Below are 17,622 nucleotides of genomic sequence, written 5' to 3' on the forward strand. Positions count from 1 at the left end.
CCGAGGAGACCCCCGTATGCGGTCGTTCAACCTGGCGGACCTGTTCGAGATCGTCGCCGACGCGTGCCCGGACCGCACGGCGCTGGTGGCGGCGGGCGGCCCCGCGGCGCGGCTCACCTACGCCGGGCTGGACGCCCGCGCCAACCGCGCCGCCCACCACCTGGCGGCGGCGGGCGTGGGACCCGGCGACCGCGTGGGCGTGCTGTCCCGCAACCGCGCCGAGTGGCTGGAGACGATGATCGCCTGCTTCAAGCTGCGGGCGGCCCCGGTCAACGTCAACCACCGCTACGTCGCCGACGAGCTGACGTACCTGCTCGACGACGCCGGATGCGCGGCGCTGGTGGCGGAGAGGGACCTCCTCCCCGCCGTCCGGCGGGACCGGCTGCCGCGCCTGCGGCACGTGGTGGCGATCGACGGCGACTACGAGGAGGCGCTGGCGGCGGCCTCCCCCGAACGCGACTTCGGGCCGCGTTCCTCCGACGACCCGTACCTGCTCTACACCGGCGGCACCACGGGCCTGCCGAAGGGCGTGCTGTGGCGGTGCGAGGACATCTTCGTCGCGGTGATGGGCGGAGCGGAACCCGCGCGGGACCCAGACGAGCTGGCGGCCTGCGCCGATCGGGAGCCGCTGCGGATGCAGGTGCACGCGCCGCTGATGCACGGCGGCGGCCAGTGGGCCACATGGATCACGTTCCTGGCGGGCGGCACGGTGGTGCTGTGGACGGGCCGCGCTTTCGACGCCGCCGCCGCGCTCCGCCTGGCCGAACGCGAGCGGTCGCAGATCCTCATGCTGGTCGGCGACGGCATGGCCCGGCCGGTGGCCGACGAGCTGGCGACCGGCGGCTACCCGAAGCTGGCGGTGTTCGCGTTCGGGTCGGGCGGCGCGCCCCTGTCGCCCGCCGTGCGGGAACGCCTCCTGGCGGCGGTCCCGGGCGCCTACGTCTCCGACAACCTGGGCGGGTCCGAGACCGGCGCGATGGGCGCGGCCGAGCCGTCGGGCCGGTTCCGGCTGGGCCCCGAGTTCGCGGTGCTGGACGACGGCCTGCGGCCCGTTCCCCCCGGCGGGGAGGGGATCGTGGCGCGCACGGGGCACATCCCGGTGGCGTACTGGAACGACCCGGACAAGACGGCGGCGACGTTCGTGACCGATCCCGACGGCCGCCGCTGGGCGTTGCAGGGCGACCACGCCCGCGTGGCGGAGGACGGCACGGTCGCGCTGCTGGGCCGGGGCTCCCTGGTCATCAACACCGGCGGCGAGAAGGTGTTCGCCGAGGAGGTGGAGCAGGTGCTGCGCACCCACCCCGCCGTGGCCGACGCGATCGTCGTCGGCGCCCCCGACGAGCGCCTGGGCCGGCGGGTGACGGCGGTGGTCGCCACCGCCTCCGGTACGCCGCCGCCGGAGGCGGAGCTGTCCGCGCACTGCCGCCGTCACCTGGCGGGGTACAAGGCGCCGCGCGCCTACCGCTTCGTGGCGGAGATCCGCCGGACCCCGGTCGGCAAGCCCGACTACGCGTGGGCCCGCACCCTGGTGTGAGGCGCCGTGAGGCTTGAACGGTCCTCCCGGGTGCCGGGTGCGGGAGGACCGTTCAAGCCCGTGCGGGCGGGTCCGCGTCCGAGGGTGCGCGGGCCCCGGGGCGCGGGTCAACGCCCGCCCGGACGGTGGCCGCCTCAGGTCCCCCGGACAACCGCGCCGCGGGACGACGCGTCGGGGTCAGCCGAGGATCTCCGGCGGGACCGGTTGGCTCCGCCCCTCCCGGCACAGCCGCGCCAGGCCCCCGCCGCTCTCGACGAGGACGCCGCCCTCCCGGACGACGTCGTAGCCGGACGCCGCCGCGCCGTCCATCGTGGTGCGCCCCTCGTGCGGGGAGAGGAAGAGCACCAGGCGCTCGCCCTCCTTCGGCGTTCCGGCGTCGATCGTGGGCCAGACCGCGGTGGGGCGTCCGAGCGCGGGGCCCTTGACCGTCCCGGTGCCCTCCACCAGCCAGCCCTCGGTCTCGGTCGTGCCGTCGGCGAGCGCGGCGACCTTGCGGAAGGTCACCTTCGCGACGGTGGCGGCCCCGGCGGCGACCTCGGCGACCTCGGCGGCCCTGGGAACCGGGCAGCCGGAGCTCTCCGCGCCGGAGCACCCCGCGGACGCCAGGACGGTCAGCAGCACCCCGGCGACGGGGAGGCAGATGCGGTTCTTCAAGGTCGTCCTCAGGTTCGCAGCGCCCAGTAGGGGCCGTCGTGGCGGCCGAGAATCAGGTTGAGGGGCTCGTTGCGCGTGTCGGTGCTGTGTTGACTTCCGCTCCCCCGCCCGAAGGGGTGAGGGATTCCTACCACGGTCGGTTGACCGTCTCGGTGGGTTCCTGCTTCGCGGCGCCGCGCCGGAACGGGTTCCGGTCTTACCCGCGCTCCACAGGCTGTCACCGCCAGTCCGGCGGCCTTGGCGACGTTGATCGCCGCGTTGATGTCGCGGTCCAGCACCGTCCCGCACGCCCTGCACCTCCAGACGCGAACGTACAGGGGCTTGGGACCGTCCTTGACCCCGCAGGCCGAGCAGACCTGCGAGGTCGGCTCGAACCGACCGATGCGCACCAGAGTCCGTCCGTGCTTGGCCGCTTCGTACTCCAGCATCGCCACGAACTGCACCCATCCGGCGTCGTGCACGGATTTGGCCAAGCGGGTGCGTGCCAGTCCCTTCACCGCCAGGTCCTCCACGGCGATCGCTTGGTTCTCGCGAACGAGCCTGGTGGAGACCCGGTGATGGAACTCTCGCCGCGCATCGGCCACCCGCACATGGGCGCGGGCGAGACGAAGCCTGGCCTTCTCCCGGTTCTTGGACCCCTTGACCTTGCGGGACAGCGCCCGCTGGGCGCGCTTGAGACGTTTCTCGGCCCGGCGCAGGAAACGCGGGGAGGTGATCTTGGTGCCGTCCGACAGCACCGCGAAATGCCCCAACCCCAGATCGACTCCCACCTGCGGCGCGACCGGCGGCAGCGGCTCGGGGGCGACCTCCACCACGAACGAGGCGAAGTACCGACCCGCCGCGTCCTTGACCACCGTCACCGTGGACGGGACGGACGGCAAGGTCCGGGACCACCTGACCCGCACCTGCCCGATCTTGGGGAGGGACAGGTCGCCGCCGGGAGTGATCTTCCAACGAGCGTTGGCGGTGAACCGGATCGCCTGCCGGGTGTCCTTGCGGGACTTGAACCGGGGCGGGCCCACCCTCGGCCGCTTGCCTTTGAGCCCGTCGAAGAAGGCGCGGTAGGCCGCGTCCAGATCCCGCAAGGACTGTTGCAGCACCACCGCCGACACCTCACCGAGCCAGGCCCTCCCGGGGGCCTTCTTGGCCGCAGTGAGTCGCCGGGACAGCTCGTTTGGGGTCACGAACGGCAACCCGGCGGCGCGGGCGTCTTCACGGATGCGCAGCGCGTCGTTGTAGACCACGCGAGCGCATCCGAACGCGCGGGCCAACGCGGCGCGCTGAGGGCCGTTGGGATACAGGCGAAAGCTGTACCGAAGCCACACACCGACCCCCGCATACGCGACACACCCGACCGTAACCAAATGTAACGGCATCAGGACCGTCAGACACTGTGCTGCCGTTCTCCATACGCATGGTTGCCGCGACCAAGCACCGGCGCCGAGTGTTCACCGACGCTCATCCGAAACGGTGTGATGTGATCATGCAGCCCTGATCGTCGGCCTTCAGGCCGTCGCGGGCGCCTCGGGCGTCCGGGACGTCGACGTACAGCGTTTGCGGGATCCGTTTCATGGTCGGGCCGGGCATGGTCGGAGGCATGCATCAGCCCACCCGCGTCCTCATCGTGGACGACCACGCGCTGTTCGCCGAGGCCCTGGCGGCGCGGCTGGCGCGCGAGCCCGACCTGGTCGTCCTGCCGGTGGCCGCCGACGGCCGCCGCGCGCTGGCCCTGGCCGCCACCGAACGCCCGCACGTCGTCGTCCTGGACGTCGCGCTGGGCGCCGAGAACGGGCTGGACGTGCTGGACCGGCTGCGGGAGCGGCACCCCGACGTGCGGGTGGTGATGCTCACCGCGATGAGCGACCTCGGCACGATGGTGCAGGCGGTCCGGCGCGGCGCGGTCGGGTGGCTGTCCAAGACCGAGAGCGCCGACCGGGTCGCGCGGGTCATCCGCGGCTCGGCGCGGCAGGGCGGGTGGATCCCGCCGGAGGTGCTCGGCGAGGTGCTGCGGAGGCTGCTGGCCGACGCCCCGGCGGGCGGCGGCGGGCCCTCGCCGCTGGACCAGCTGACCGCGCGGGAGCGCGAGGTCCTCCAGTGCATGGTGGACGGCCTCAACCGCAACGAGATCGCCGACCGGCTCGGGCTGTCGGCCAACACCGTCCGCACCCACACCCAGAACCTGCTGGCCAAGCTCGACATGCACTCGGCGCTGGAGGCGATCACCCTGGCCATGCGCGCGGGGATGCGTCCCTCGTCCCGGGACCGCCCGCACTGATCGCCGGACGGCGGACCGGCGCTCCCGCCAATGACGTAGCGGGGGTTCGTCCGAACGGGTGATTCGATCACCAGGCGGGGTTCCTACGCTCGGCCCTGACGAGGCCGGAGGGGAAGACCGTGGAGAACGTGTTCAGGGCGCCTTGGGCGCGGGGGTGAGCGTGCCCCGGTTCCTCCGCCGCCGCTCCCGCCGGACCGCCGGTCCCGCCGACGAGGCGAGCCCGCTGGTGCGGCTGCTGGGGCGGGACGAGGTCGTGGCGGGGCAGCGCGGACGGCGGCTGGTGCGCGGCCGGCGCGTGCTGGTCACCGGGGCGTGCGGGACGGTCGGGTCGGCTCTGTGCCACCAGGTGAAGCGGCTCGAACCGGCCGCGCTGTGGCTGGTCGACGTGGACGGCGAGCGGCTGCGGCGGCTCGGCCACGAGATGACCGGGCGGCTGGAGCGGACGCGGGTGCACGCGGCCGAGGCCGACGTGCGCGACCGCGACCGGATCGCCGAGGTGGTCGGGCGGGCCCGGCCCGACCTGGTGTTCCACACCGCCGGGCCCAACGAGCTGGCCGCGGTGGAGCGCGACCCGTGCCGGGGCGTGGCCGCCAACGTCGCGGGGGCCCGCCACGTCCTCGACAGCGCCGTCCGCGCCGACGTGGAGCGGCTGGTGCTGGTGTCGTCGGACAAGGCGGCCGAGCCGACGTCGGTGTACGGCGCGACGATGCGGCTGTGCGAGATGCTGCTGACCGGCGCGGCCGGGGGCCGGACCCGGTTCGCGGCGGTGCGGGTCGGCAACGTGCTGGGCCCGGCGGGGCCGCTGCTGACGCTGCTGGCGCGCCGCATCGCCGCCGGGGAGGCCGTCACGATCACCCACCCGGAGGTGGCGCGGCACTTCATGACGGCGGCCGAGGCGGCGGGGCTGCTGCTGGAGGCCGCGGCGATGGCCGAGCGGGCCGAGACGTTCGCGCTGGACGTCGGCGACCCGGTGCCGGTGGTGGAGCTGGTGCACCGGTACGCCGAGCAGCTCCGGCTGCCGGAGGTGACGATCCGGTTCAGCGGACTGGGGCCCGGCGAGAAGCTGGCGGAGAAGACGTTCTCCGACTCCGAGCCGCTGATCCGCACCGCCCATCCCAGGATCTGGGCGACCCGGCCCGCCACGCCCCCGGCGGGGCTGCCGCGCCTGCTGGACGCGCTGGAGGCCGCCGCCGAGGCCGGGGATCCCGACCGGGTGCGGCTGCTGCTGCGGCGGCTGCTGCCCGAGTACCGGCCGGTGCGCCGTCCTCCGCCGGTGGAGACGCGGCGGGCGTGCGACACCTGCCGGGGCCCCGAGCTCCCGGCCCTGTGACCGGGCCGCGCTAGGGCTGCTTGGTGGGGTCGGCGACCGGGCCGTCCGGCATGGGTAGTTCCAGCGACCCCAGTTGGAGTGCGGCGACTTCCATCACGGCCACCACCAGGATGAACGCGAGACCCAACAGAACGAGCTTGCCCCGTTTCACGCAGAACCCCTCTAAATCCCCGATAAGCAGGGAGAACATAGCACGAACCGGCTTACTCGGACGCATCGGGCCACCCCCTGGCGGTGGCGCGGCACGGGGGGCGCGCGGCGAGCGGCCCATGATCCGTAATTGCGGGGGGAATTTCTTGCCGGACACATTTCCATTACTTCAAGGAACCGGACTTCCCTCGCGAACGTTGCCCTATCGTAGCCCGGTGGATCAATGCGGCCTCCCGTCCGCCGAGTGGGCGCCCGGCCCGCCGGACGGCGGCGAACGATCTAGAACGGACGGGCCGCGCGCCGAATGATCGCCGCAATGATCGGTTCCGGTGGCCGCAACCCTCTCCGCGTCGCGCTTTCGCCGGTCCTGTGAGCAGGGGGAACACGGCGGAGGGGTGCAGTTTCGAGCCGACCGGAAAAGGGGATCGAACAGCCATATCACCGCAATGGGGAGGGCCGCCACACCGGAAGCGGGAAAGAAATGTCCTCCACAAGAGGGACAATCTTCACTTGGACGTCTGGATAATGGAAGTGGTTTACTGACAATTCGCCATGTCCACTTCCGGTCACAAGACGGTCGGTTGCGGTCAATTGACTGGACATCACCGGCAACGCGGGGTGACGGTCGAGTCGGTGCTGGTATTACGGACGGGGGTCCTTCCATGAACCACGGGCAGTCTCGGTCGTCACCGGTGGACACGCCCGATCCTCTGGCCGCGCTGTTCGACGGAGAGCGACACGGCGGCGCACCCGTCGCGGACCCGGAGTCGGGGGACCCGGGGCTGTGGCGGCGGCGGCTGCGCCACGACATCCGTCACGAGCTCGGCACGATCATCATGCTGGCCTCGGCCGTCGCGGTCGCCGACGACATCGGCGAGACCAGCCGCGCGCGCGTCGAGCAGCTGCTCGGCGAGACCCGCTGGCTGGACCACCTCATCCGGCGGCTCGACGAGGACGACGACGCGGCCGCCGAGCCGCCGCGCCACCCCGAGCGCATCCGCGTGGACGAGCTGGTCGCGGAGGCCGTCGCCGGGGCCCGGCTGGCCACGCCGCACCGGGTGGGCCTGGCGGTGGACGGGCCGGCGGGCCGGGCGTGGGCGCACATGGACGCGGTCGCGCTGTGGCGGGCGCTGCGCAACGTGCTGGACAACGCCTGCCGCGTCGCCGAGGGCCGGGTGGACGTGCGGGTCGCGGTCGAGCACGGCTGGGTCGTGATCCAGGTCGACGACGACGGCCCCGGCTTCGGCCGCCGGGCCCCGGGCGGGCTGTCCTCGCTCGGCCTGGGCATCGTGCACGACCTGGTCTCCGGCTACGGCGGCAGCCTGGAGATCCGCACCGGCGAGATGGGCGGCGCGCGGGTCCGGCTGCTGCTGCCCGCCGCGCCGCCACCCGACGGCGGCCCGGTCGCCGGGGACCCGGGCGCCGGGGACCCGGGCGACGATTGGCGGCCGCATCCATGAGGGTCGCCGCATCCATGCGGGTCGTCGTCTGCGACGACCACGCGGTGTTCGCCGACTCGCTGTCGCTGGTGCTCGCCGACGCCGGGCACGCCGTCGTGGGGGTCGCCTACTCCCCCGAGGACGCGCTGCCGGTGCTGCGCGAGCACCGGCCCGACGTGTGCCTGATCGACCTGCACTTCCCGTCCGGCACGGCGCTGGACTGGATGCCGCGGCTGCGCGCCGCCGCGCCGGGCACCGCGTTCGTGGTGCTGACCGCGTTCCTGGAGGAGCCGGTGGTGAAGGCGGGGCTGGCGGCGGGCGTGCGGGGCTTCGCGCACAAGGGGCAGCAGGCCGGGGACGTCCTCGACGTGCTGGACCGGGTGGCGGCGGGCGAGGTGGTCGCCGACCGCGCCGCGCCCCCTCCCCCGCCCGTCCGGCCGCGCAGCCAGGCGCAGAAGGTCGCGCAGTTCCTCACCCCCCGCGAACGCGAGGTACTGACCCGGCTGGCGCGCGGCGAGTCCACCCAGGCGCTGGCCAAGGCGATGGGCGTGACCCGCAGCACGGCGCGCAGCCACGTGCAGAGCGTGCTGAGCAAGCTCGGCGTCCACTCGCAGCGCGAGGCGGTGATCGAGGCCGCCCGGCACGGCCTGGTCAGCGTCGAGACCGGCGAGTGGCTGGCGGGATGACGCGGCGGCGGCACGGCGCCTCGCCGGTCTCCGACGCCGAGGCGCTGTGCTCCCCCGACACCTACGCGCGGGGCGTGCCCCACGGGCGGCTGGAGCGGCTGCGCGAGCGCATCCCGGTGGTGTGGCTGGCCGAGGGGTCGTGGGCGGTGCTGCGGTACGCCGACGTCCGCCGCGCGCTGAGCCACCCCGAGCTGTTCGCGCCCGAGATCGCCGAGCCGCCGCACGGCCCGACCGCCCTGGAGGAACGCGGACGGGCCGCCCACCCGGCCCCCGCCGGCCCCGCGGGCCCGGCCGACGCCCCGATCGACATGGACCCCCCGGCGGCGGCGCTGGTGGACCGGCTGGTCCAGGCGGGCGAGGAGGGTGTGGACTTCGTCACACAGGTCGCGCCGGACCTGCCCGAGACGGTCCGCAACACCTTGGCGGGCGGGCTGTGCGCGCTGGTCCGCCACCCCCGGGAGCTGGCGCTGCTGAGGGAGCGGTCCGGCGGGGACCCGGCGGCGTTCGCGGCCCTGCTCGACAGCGCCGTCGAGGAGGTGATGCGGTGGTGGACGCCCGTCCTGCGGGTCCCCCGCACGGTGCGTCGTGCCACGTCACTGGGCGGGGTGCCGCTGCTGCCGGGCGAGCGGGCGTCGCTGTGGCTCGCCTCCGCCAACCACGACGCGACGGCGTTCCCCGACCCGGAGCGGTTCGCCGCCGACCGGTTCCTGCGCGGCGCCCCGGCGCATCTGGGGTTCGGCCACGGCGCGCGCGCCTGCCTGGGGCGGCGGCTGGCGCGGGTGCACCTGCACGCGTTCCTCACCGAGATCGTCTTTCGTCCGGGACGTCCCGGATTCGCCGGTGAGCCGCTACCCTTGCGGTCGAGTGCCCGCCACGGCTTCGAACGGCTGCCGGTCCGCTGGACCGGGTGAAACGACGGCGGCAGGCGTCGCAGACGCATCACGTTCCCGTGACATCACGGCGATCCCGGATGGGTGGAGTACACCCCCGCGCATTGAATTGACGCGTTGGCACCGCGCTATCACGCAAAGTGCCGACGCGTCATGACGACGCGCGCGATGGCACTCCCCCATTACGATCTTTTTTCATTTTCTGAACGCCACCTGGAACTCGGCTGGACGTTCGCTGAGTTAGTCATTGCGCCCGGCCGACTCGGGGGCGGGGCCCGGGACTGAGGAGACGCTGTTGTGGGACTGACGAGCTGGAGCCTGCTCGGGCTGCTCGCCCTGCTCACGTTCGGCTGCATGGCCGCGACGGTGTGGGGGTGGTCGCGGCTCGCCAAGCCCGGACCGGTGCGCGCGGCGGCGCGCCTCGGCGTGCTGGTCGGCACGCAGGTCGTGGTCCTGCTGACGCTGCTGACGGCGGTCAACAAGCACTACCTGTTCTACGACTCCTGGCAGGGCCTGATGGGCGCGGCGGGCGGCGACGCCCGGCAGAAGCAGCAGACCGGGCGGCACAACGCGGTCGCCGCCGGCAACCTCGGCAACGGGCGCGTGGCCGCCTCCCGCGCCGACCTCAAGCCGCGCACCGACCTCAACCCGGCCAAGGGCAAGCCCGAGAAGGTCGGCCGGGTCGACTACATGACGATCCAGGGCGTGCGCACCGGCATCGAGTCCGAGGCGTACGTGTACCTGCCGCCGCAGTACTTCCAGCCCGGGTACGCCCAGAAGCGCCTGCCGGTCGCGCTCTACATCGCCGGGTACCCGGCGGCCAACCGGCTGACCTGGATCCAGAACGGCCACATCCCCGAGGAGGTCCTCAACCTCGGCAAGGCCGGCAAGGTCAAGCCGATGATCCACGTGATGATGCGGCCGACCGTGCACGAGGGCTGGGACACCGAGTGCGCCGACGTCCCGGGCGGGCCGAAGGTGGAGACGTTCTTCGCCCAGGACGTGCCCGAGGCGGTCATGGGCGCCTACCGGACCGCGCGCGACCGCCAGGGCTGGGGCGTGGCGGGCTACTCGGCGGGCGGGTACTGCGCCGTCAAGCTGGCGATGCTGCACTCCGACCGGTTCGTCGCCGGGGCCACCCTGGGCGGGCACTTCCGCGCGATCCTCGACACCACCACCCGCCAGCTCTACGACCGCAGCAGGGAGCTGCGCCAGCGCAACAACCTGATCTGGCGGCTGGAGAACCTGCCGCAGCCCCCGGTCTCGATCATGGTCGGGTCGGCGCTGGTCGGCGAGAAGACCTACAAGGACGCGCAGAAGTTCATGGCCGCCGCGCGGCCCCCGCTGCGGGTCGACAAGGTGCTGCTGCCCACCGGCGGCCACAACTTCAAGACCTTCCGCAAGTACATCCCGCCCACGCTGGAGTGGATGAGCGACCACCTGAAGGGGGAATGACGTGGAGCCGACCCAGTGGGGTTTCCTGCTCCCCGTGATCCTGGTCGCGGTCGCGGCGCTGACCGCCACGGTCGTGCTGTGGCCGAGGTTCGGCCGGGGCGGCGTCCGCGCCGTCGCGGCCCGCTCCGGGCTGGTGCTGGCCTCCCAGGGGCTGCTGACCGCCGCGATCGTGCTGGTCGCCAACAAGTACTTCGTGTTCTACCCGACCTGGGACGACCTGCTCGGCGGGGACGGGGGCCGCGTCCAGGTCAACTCCGTGCAGAGCGACCAGGGACGGGAGGCGCGGCCCGACGCCCTGGTCCACCGCACCACCACCGACCTGGCGCCCAGGCGGCGCGGCCACGGCCCCTCGCCCGCCAAGGACGGCCAGGTCGACCGGCTCCAGATCAAGGGCGCGCGGTCCGGGCTGGACGCCGAGGCGTACGTCTACCTCCCCCCGGAGTACTTCCGGGCCGAGTACAAGGACAAGCGGCTGCCCGTCGTGCTGCTGCTGTCGGGCGGGGCGTCGGACGGCAGGCAGGACTGGATCAAGCAGGCGAAGCTGCCCGAGCAGGCCGCCAAGGCCGTCGCCGACGGCCACGCCCGGCCGACGATCTACGTGATGACCCGCTCCCACCGGGCGCTGACGCAGACCACCGAGCCGCCCGCCGGGGTCGGCGCGGACAAGGGGCTGCGCAAGCACCCCACGACCGTCGCGGCGGCCGGCGGCCACCCGCCGTCCTGCTTCGACGTGCCCGGCCACGGCTTCGGGCAGGCCGAGACGTTCTACACCCAGGACCTGACGGTCGCGGTCGCCGACACCTACCGCACGCCGCTGACGCGCCGGGGCTGGGCGGTCGCCGGGTTCGGGACCAGCGGCCAGTGCGCGGCCCGGTACGCGATGCTGCACTCGGACGCGTTCGTGGCGGGCGTCAGCCTCAACGGCACGTTCGACCTGCCGGGCGGCTCGGTGACGACCCGGCCCGGCGGCCCCAGGGCCGACCTGTACGGCGGCAGCCGCACCTACCGGCAGGACAACGACCTGCTGTGGCGGCTGGCGAACCTGCCGCAGCCGCCGGTGTCGCTGCTGCTGGGCGCCGGGCAGGACAGCGGCCGGCCGCTGGAGCAGGCCGGCCGGTTCGCCGGGCTGGCCAAGGAGCCGCTGCGCGCCGAGAAGCTCGCCGCCCCGGGGACGGGCGGCTCGCTGAAGGACTGGCGCGGCACGATGCCGAAGATCATGACCTGGCTGAACGCCCACCTCGCCGCCGAGTGACCACCGGCGTACGCCCGGCGGCGTAGCCGGGTCACTCCGTACGGGTGACGTGCGCGGGCACGGCCGGGGGTTACCGTCCGTGGTGTGAGCACTTCTCCTTACGGTCCCGGAGCGGCGGCGCGGCTGCCGCTGCCGTCGGCGTGGCCGGTGTGGGCGGTCCCCGCGTTCGTCGCGCTCGTCCAGGTGGTGGGGTCGTTCGGGGCCCAGAGCGGGCCCTCGCACGGCGGCGGGCCGCCCTGGGCGGAGCGGCCGGCCGGGCCGGACCCGTTCCCGCACAGCGCCGACCTGGACGCGCTGGGGGTGGGGCTGCTGCTGGCCGGGCCCGCGCTGCTGCTGCTGCGCCGGCGGCACCCGGTGGCCGTCCTGGCCGGCGTCGGCGCGGTCACCGTGCTGTACCTGCTGCGCGCCTACACCTACGGGCCGGTGTTCCTGTCCCTGGTGGTGGCGATGTCCGCGGCGGTGACGGCCGGGCACCGGCTGGTGGCGTGGGCGGGGACGTTCCTGGGGTCGGGCGCGTACCTGACGCTGACCTCGGTGATCGGCGTCGCTCCCGAGCGGCGGGGCCGGACCGGCGAGCTGTTCCCGGTGGAGCGGCCCGACCTCGGCATGGCCGCGTACGCGGGCGGCTGGGCGCTGGCGGTGCTGGTGTCGGCCGAGCTGGTCCGGATGCGGCGGCAGCGGGCCGCCGCCGCCGCGCGCGTCCGCGCCGAGGAGCAGCGCCGCCAGGCCAGCGAGGAGCGCCTGCGCATGGCCCGCGAGCTGCACGACGTGCTCGGCCACAACATCTCCATGATCAACGTCCGGGCCGGGGTGGCGCTGCACCTGCTGGACGACGACCCGGCGCAGGCCCGCGAGGCCCTGGCCGCGATCAAGGAGGCGTCCAAGGAGGCGCTGACCGAGATGCGGTCGATGATCGGGGCGCTGCGCGCGCCGGACGAGGACGGCCGCGCCGCGCCCCGGTCGCCGACCGCCGGGCTGGACCGCCTCGACGACCTGCTGGACCGGGCCCGCGCGGCCGGGCTGCGCGTCGAGGCCGAGGTCGCCGGGGAGCGGCGCCCGCTGCCCGCCGGGGCGGACCTGGCCGCGTTCCGGATCGTGCAGGAGTCGCTGACCAACATCGCCCGGCACGCGGGCCCCGGGCCGGTGACGGCGCGGGTCCGCATCGCCTACGGTGAGCACGAGGTCCACGTCCGGGTCGACGACGACGGGCGCGGGACGTCCCCGCCGGGCGAGCAGCCCGCGAGCGAGCACGGGTCCGACGGGCACGGCGGCAGCGGGCTGCGCGGGATGCGGGAGCGGGCGGTCGCGCTGGGCGGGACGTTCGAGGCCGGTCCCCGCGCGGGCGGCGGCTTCCGGGTGCGGGCCGTGCTGCCCACCGACCGACGCGCCGAGGAGACGAAATGATCAAGGTGCTGCTCGCCGACGACCAGGGCCTGGTCCGCGCCGGGTTCCGGGCGCTGCTGGACGCCCAGCCCGACATCGAGGTGGTCGGCGAGGCCGACGACGGGGAGCAGGCCGTCGAGCAGGCCCGGCGGCTGCGGCCCGACGTGATCCTGATGGACATCCGGATGCCCGGCCTGGACGGGCTGGCCGCCACCCGGCGGATCGCCTCCGACGAGCGGCTGGGCGGCATCCGCATCGTCATCCTCACCACCTTCGAGCTGGACGAGTACGTCTTCGAGGCGCTGCGCGGCGGGGCCAGCGGGTTCCTGGTCAAGGACACCGAGCCGGTCGAGCTGATCCACGCGGTGCGGGCGGTGGCGGCCGGGGACGCGCTGCTGTCGCCGAGCGTGACCCGCCGCCTGATCGCCGAGTTCGCGGCCAAGGCCCGCGAACCGATCGTGTCGCCGCGGCTGAACTCCCTCACCGACCGCGAACGCGAGGTGATGACGCTGGTCGGGGCCGGACTGTCCAACGAGGAAATCGCGCGGCGCCTGGTCGTCTCCCCCGCCACCGCCAAGACCCATGTCAGCCGCACCATGATCAAACTGGGTGCGCGGGACCGGGCGCAGCTGGTGGTGTTCGCCTACGAGTCCGGACTGGTGAAACCGGGCTGGCTCCCCTGAATCCACGCGCCGTGTGCGGATTCGCTGTCATCGGTCGGACGGGCGTGACAGTCTGGACAGCGCACGCCGTGGTGGCCGCCGAGGCGAAGGAGATGTGGTGCCGAACACCACGCGGGTCCTGGCCGTGGACGACCGCGCCGAGAACCTGGTCGCGCTGGCGGCCGTACTGGACGCGCTGCCCGTCGAGGTGGTCACGGCGACCTCCGGGCACGACGCGCTGCGCGAGCTGCTCAACGACGACTTCGCTCTGATCCTGCTGGACGTGGTGATGCCGGGGATGGACGGCTTCGAGTGCGCCCAGCACATCAAGAGCCGTCCCCGCACCCGTGACATCCCGATCATCTTCCTGACGGCGGCGGGCGAGGCGGGCGCCGAGGCGTTCCGCGGCTACGCGGCCGGGGCGGTGGACTACCTGACCAAGCCGTTCGACCCGTGGCTGCTGCGCGCCAAGGTGTCGGTCTTCGTCGAGCTGCACCACCGCAACCTGCGGCTGCGGGAGCAGGCGACGATGCTGCGGCGGTCGCTGGCCGAGCACTCGGGGGTGGACTGCGAGCCGTTGCGGCGGCTGCGCCAGCACGTGACGGCCGTGGAGGACGACGTCGAGCGGCTCCAGGCCGAGGGCGAGGGCACGGGCGAGGCGTTCGCCCAGCTCGTCAAGCACGTCGACGAGCTGCGGCTGGCCGTGGACGCGCTGGGCGACTGACCGTCCCCGCGCCCCTGCCTCCCGGAACGGGCGTCAGGTCACAGCTGCGTGCGCAGCAGGAACGCGCCGATCAGCACGGCCAGCACCACCACGACCACCGCGGCCGTGACGATGACCGTGGTCTTGCGGCGTTCGCGGTCGGCGTCGGCCGGCGGGGACGGCGGCTGCTGCCACTGGTGCTGGTAGGAGGGCTGGCGCTCCCACGGCTCGGGTGTGCGCGGGCCCGGCCCGGCCGACCACTGCGACTCCAGCACGGTCCGCGCCTCGGGATCGACGCCGGGGGTGCCCTGGCCGGCCGACCAGTTGCCGTTGGAGCGGTGCTCGGTGGAACGGCGCTCGTCGGGCCGGTTCTCCCCGGAGCGGCGGTTCGGCGTGCTCTCCGGGTCGCGGCGCGTGTACGGCGCGATCTCGGTGGCGTCCAGGATCGTCTCGGCCGCGATGTCGGGGCGGCGCCGCCCCGACGGCTCGTCCAGCATCGTCTCGTCGAGCACGGTCTCGTCGGCCGAGGTCAGCGCCTCGGCGCGGGCGTCGGCCACCGTCGGCGGCACGACCGGCGCGGGCATCGTCGCCACCCGCGTCAGCAGCGGCTCGGCCTGCGCGGCGGTCATCCGGTGCACCGGCTCGCGCGCCAGCAGCCCCTCCAGCACGCGGGCGAGCGGACCGGCGTTGCGCGGCGGCGGCACCGGCTCGACCAGCGCCGCCTGCAACGACGACATCGCGTCGCTGCGCTCGTAGGGGGAGCGCCCCTCCAGCGCCGCGTACAGGGTCGCGCCGAGCGCCCACAGGTCGGAGGCGGGGACGGCGCGCTGGCCCTGGGCGCGTTCCGGCGGGATGTAGGCGGGCGACCCCATGACCAGGCCGGTCTGGGTGAGGGTCGCGTCGCCCTCCATCTGCGCGATGCCGAAGTCGGTGAGCACGACCCGGCCGGAGTCGGTGATCAGGACGTTGGAGGGCTTGACGTCGCGGTGCAGGATGCCCTTCTCGTGGGCGTGCCGCAGCGCCCCGAGCATCTGCAGGCCGATCTCGGCCACCCGCCGGTGCGCCAGCGGGCCCTCCTCCAGCAGGTCCTGGAGGGAGCGGGCGCGGACCAGCTCCATCACGATCCAGGGGCTGCCGTCCTCCTCGACGACGTCGTGGACGGTCACGACGCCGGGGTGGTTCAGCCGCGCCGACGCCCGCGCCTCCCGGAAGGTGCGCTCGATGAGCACGTCCCGCTCGGAGTCGGTGAGTCCCGGCGGCAGCACGACCTCCTTGACCGCGACCTCGCGGTCGAGCATGAGGTCGTGGGCGCGCCACACCGTGCCCATCCCGCCCCGGCCCACCACGGCGTCGAGCCGGTAGCGGGCGGCCAACAGCCGACCCTCTCCCATGTCTGAATGGTCCCCCGTCACCCGCGATGCTGCCTAGAGGAGCACCGCGCGCACGCCTCAGCGACATCTGTCGTATCTGGGACGCGCGAACACACGCCCAGGTTCAAGGACGACTCACACGTGAAAGCCGTCGAGGACATTGTTCACGCTCTCCAGACGTTGGTTCCACTGCGATGCCGGAACCGCGACCATGACCGCGTAGGACTGCCCCTCGATCACCACGCCGCGGTCCTTGGCGCGCAGCCCGTCGCTCCAGACGAACTCCAGGTCGGCGGCCTTCTTCCCCTGCACCTCGGTGGGGCGCAGCGTGATCCGGCGGTAGCCGCGCGGCTGCCCCTTGGCCAGGACCTCCTTCTCCCAGTCCACCCAGTGCTGGATCGGGTCGCCGGTCCAGGCGGTGCGGTCGACCATGATGTAGGCGTCGGACCTCGGGTCGAGCCAGTAGACGCGGTCGCCCGAGTCGCGGCGCATCGTCCATCCGGCGGGGACGGGGATGCGGTAGCCGTCCTGCATGCCCGCCCAGCGCATCCCCGGCGGCAGCGTGGGCTTCGTCGCGGTCTTCTCCGGGACGACGGCCTTCTTCTTCCCCGTCTCGGCGGACGCCACGGAGCCCCCCGTCCTGTCCCCGGCCCTGTCGCCGGTCTTGTCGCCGGTCCTGTCGCCGCCGTCCGAGGTGAACGTCGCCACGACGACCGCCACGATCACGGCGACGGTGAGCACCGCCTCCAGGAGGGTCACCCAGCCGGGCTGCCGGAACCGGCGTCTCCGGACCGGGCCGGTCTCCTGCGGCCACGGGACCGGCGCGGGCGGGACGGGGACGGACGGCGTCGCGGCCGGCCCCGTCCGCACGAGGGTCGCACCGCCCGGGGCGGTGGACGCACCGGACGCTGTGGCGCCCTGTGCGGCGGGCGGCGCGGCCGGGCCGATGTCGGGGGCGGTGCGGGCGGCCTCGTCCGCCACGATGCGGCTCAGCGTCGCCTCGGCGGCGTCGACGCCCATCCGGCGGGCCGGATCGCGCTCCAGGAGCGCGGCGAGGACGGGGGCGAGCGGACCGGCGTTGCGGGGCGGCGGCGGGTCCTGCGTCATCACGGCGGCCAGCATCGCCATCGCGTCGTCGCGGTGGTGCGGGGCGCGCCCCTCGCAGGCGGCGTACAGGGTCGCGCCGAGCGCCCACAGGTCGGAGGCGGGCCGGGCGCGCTCGCCGTTGAGCCGTTCGGGCGACATGTAGGCGGGCGACCCCATGATCATCCCGGCCTGGGTGAGGGTGGCGTCCCCGGCGATCTGCGCGATGCCGAAGTCGGTGAGCACGGCGCGCCCGTCGGGGGTGATCAGGACGTTGGCGGGCTTGACGTCGCGGTGCAGGATGCCGATGGCGTGCGCGGCCCGCAGCGCCCCGGCGACCTGCCGTCCGATCGCCGCGACCCGCCCCGGCGGCAGCGGCCCGTCGGCGTCGACGACCTCCTGGAGCGACCGGGCCTGGACGAGTTCCATGACGATCCAGGGCCGCCCGTCCTCGTCCACGACGTCGTGGACGGTGACGACGCCGGGGTGGTTGAGGCGCGCCGACGCCCGCGCCTCGCGCAGGGTGCGCTCGTGGCGCTGCGCGCGCTCCTCCTCGCTGAGCGAGGGGTGCAGCGCGACCTCCTTGACGGCCACCTCACGGTGCAGCGCCTCGTCCCAGGCCCGCCACACGGTGCCCATACCGCCGCGCCCGACCACGGACGTCAGCCGGTAGCGCCCGGCCAGCAGCCGGGACTGCCCCTGCGTCTCCTCTACCCCCGCCGACATGAGTCGCGACTCTACCGACCCGACCTAACG

Annotated in this window: 15 protein-coding genes; 11 read left to right on the top strand and 4 right to left on the bottom strand. The window is 74.1% G+C overall.

The genetic code is table 11. The annotated features are described in order from the left end of the window. The first annotated feature begins 16 nt into the window (after positions 1–16). The gene (locus AKI01S_RS08395; protein ID WP_067813618.1) at positions 17–1,534 is read left to right on the top strand and encodes an AMP-binding protein; all 1,518 of its coding nucleotides are present in this window, start codon (positions 17–19) and stop codon (positions 1,532–1,534) included. Between the two features lie 177 nt (positions 1,535–1,711). On the opposite strand, the gene AKI01S_RS08400 is transcribed toward AKI01S_RS08395, so the two are convergent. Beyond that, positions 1,712–2,188, bottom strand: a complete 477-nt coding sequence (locus AKI01S_RS08400; RefSeq protein ID WP_067813620.1) for a hypothetical protein — start codon at positions 2,186–2,188, stop codon at positions 1,712–1,714. Between the two features lie 8 nt (positions 2,189–2,196). Further along, on the bottom strand, positions 2,197–3,513 hold the full coding sequence (locus tag AKI01S_RS08405) for an RNA-guided endonuclease InsQ/TnpB family protein (protein WP_369688709.1): 1,317 nt from the start codon (positions 3,511–3,513) through the stop codon (positions 2,197–2,199). Between the two features lie 272 nt (positions 3,514–3,785). Between AKI01S_RS08405 and AKI01S_RS08410 the strand changes: the two genes are divergently transcribed. The 10 genes from AKI01S_RS08410 to AKI01S_RS08460 all read left to right on the top strand — a co-directional run bounded on the left by AKI01S_RS08410 (position 3,786) and on the right by AKI01S_RS08460 (position 14,434). Then, positions 3,786–4,463: a response regulator gene (locus AKI01S_RS08410; protein WP_067813690.1), complete on the top strand. Its 678-nt coding sequence runs from the start codon at positions 3,786–3,788 to the stop codon at positions 4,461–4,463. A gap of 160 nt (positions 4,464–4,623) precedes the next feature. Beyond that, complete coding sequence (locus tag AKI01S_RS08415; protein ID WP_169813929.1) at positions 4,624–5,793, top strand: polysaccharide biosynthesis protein; 1,170 nt, start codon at positions 4,624–4,626, stop codon at positions 5,791–5,793. 842 nt (positions 5,794–6,635) lie between these two features. Further along, positions 6,636–7,403 (top strand): sensor histidine kinase, encoded by a 768-nt coding sequence (locus AKI01S_RS08425; RefSeq protein WP_067813625.1) that lies wholly within the window; start codon positions 6,636–6,638, stop codon positions 7,401–7,403. After that, on the top strand, positions 7,400–8,068 hold the full coding sequence (locus AKI01S_RS08430; RefSeq protein ID WP_083999176.1) for a response regulator transcription factor: 669 nt from the start codon (positions 7,400–7,402) through the stop codon (positions 8,066–8,068). Before AKI01S_RS08425 ends, AKI01S_RS08430 begins: the two co-directional genes overlap by 4 nt. Continuing rightward, a complete protein-coding gene (locus AKI01S_RS08435; protein WP_067813629.1) occupies positions 8,065–8,979 on the top strand; it encodes a cytochrome P450 in 915 nt (304 codons plus the stop codon). Before AKI01S_RS08430 ends, AKI01S_RS08435 begins: the two co-directional genes overlap by 4 nt. A gap of 276 nt (positions 8,980–9,255) precedes the next feature. Continuing rightward, positions 9,256–10,413 (top strand): alpha/beta hydrolase, encoded by a 1,158-nt coding sequence (locus AKI01S_RS08440; protein ID WP_067813631.1) that lies wholly within the window; start codon positions 9,256–9,258, stop codon positions 10,411–10,413. A gap of 1 nt (position 10,414) precedes the next feature. Continuing rightward, a complete protein-coding gene (locus tag AKI01S_RS08445) occupies positions 10,415–11,665 on the top strand; it encodes an alpha/beta hydrolase (RefSeq protein WP_067813633.1) in 1,251 nt (416 codons plus the stop codon). Between the two features lie 84 nt (positions 11,666–11,749). Then, complete coding sequence (locus tag AKI01S_RS08450; RefSeq protein ID WP_083999178.1) at positions 11,750–13,069, top strand: sensor histidine kinase; 1,320 nt, start codon at positions 11,750–11,752, stop codon at positions 13,067–13,069. Further along, positions 13,066–13,731, top strand: coding sequence for a response regulator (locus AKI01S_RS08455; protein ID WP_067813638.1), 666 nt, complete (start codon positions 13,066–13,068; stop codon positions 13,729–13,731). The genes AKI01S_RS08450 and AKI01S_RS08455 overlap by 4 nt, the downstream gene beginning before the upstream one ends. A gap of 97 nt (positions 13,732–13,828) precedes the next feature. Further along, entirely contained in the window at positions 13,829–14,434 is a 606-nt protein-coding gene (locus AKI01S_RS08460) for a response regulator (RefSeq protein ID WP_067813640.1), read from the top strand. 38 nt (positions 14,435–14,472) lie between these two features. Here the strand turns inward: AKI01S_RS08460 and AKI01S_RS08465 are convergent, their stop codons facing one another. Next, positions 14,473–15,804 carry a serine/threonine-protein kinase gene (locus AKI01S_RS08465; protein ID WP_083999181.1) on the bottom strand — a complete coding sequence of 444 codons (1,332 nt, stop codon included), beginning with the start codon at positions 15,802–15,804 and terminating at the stop codon, positions 14,473–14,475. A gap of 114 nt (positions 15,805–15,918) precedes the next feature. Next, a complete protein-coding gene (locus tag AKI01S_RS08470; protein ID WP_067813645.1) occupies positions 15,919–17,592 on the bottom strand; it encodes a serine/threonine-protein kinase in 1,674 nt (557 codons plus the stop codon). Positions 17,593–17,622: the final 30 nt, after the last annotated feature.

It is taken from the genome of Actinomadura kijaniata NBRC 14229 (assembly GCF_001552175.1).
Lineage (GTDB): Bacteria > Actinomycetota > Actinomycetes > Streptosporangiales > Streptosporangiaceae > Spirillospora > Spirillospora kijaniata.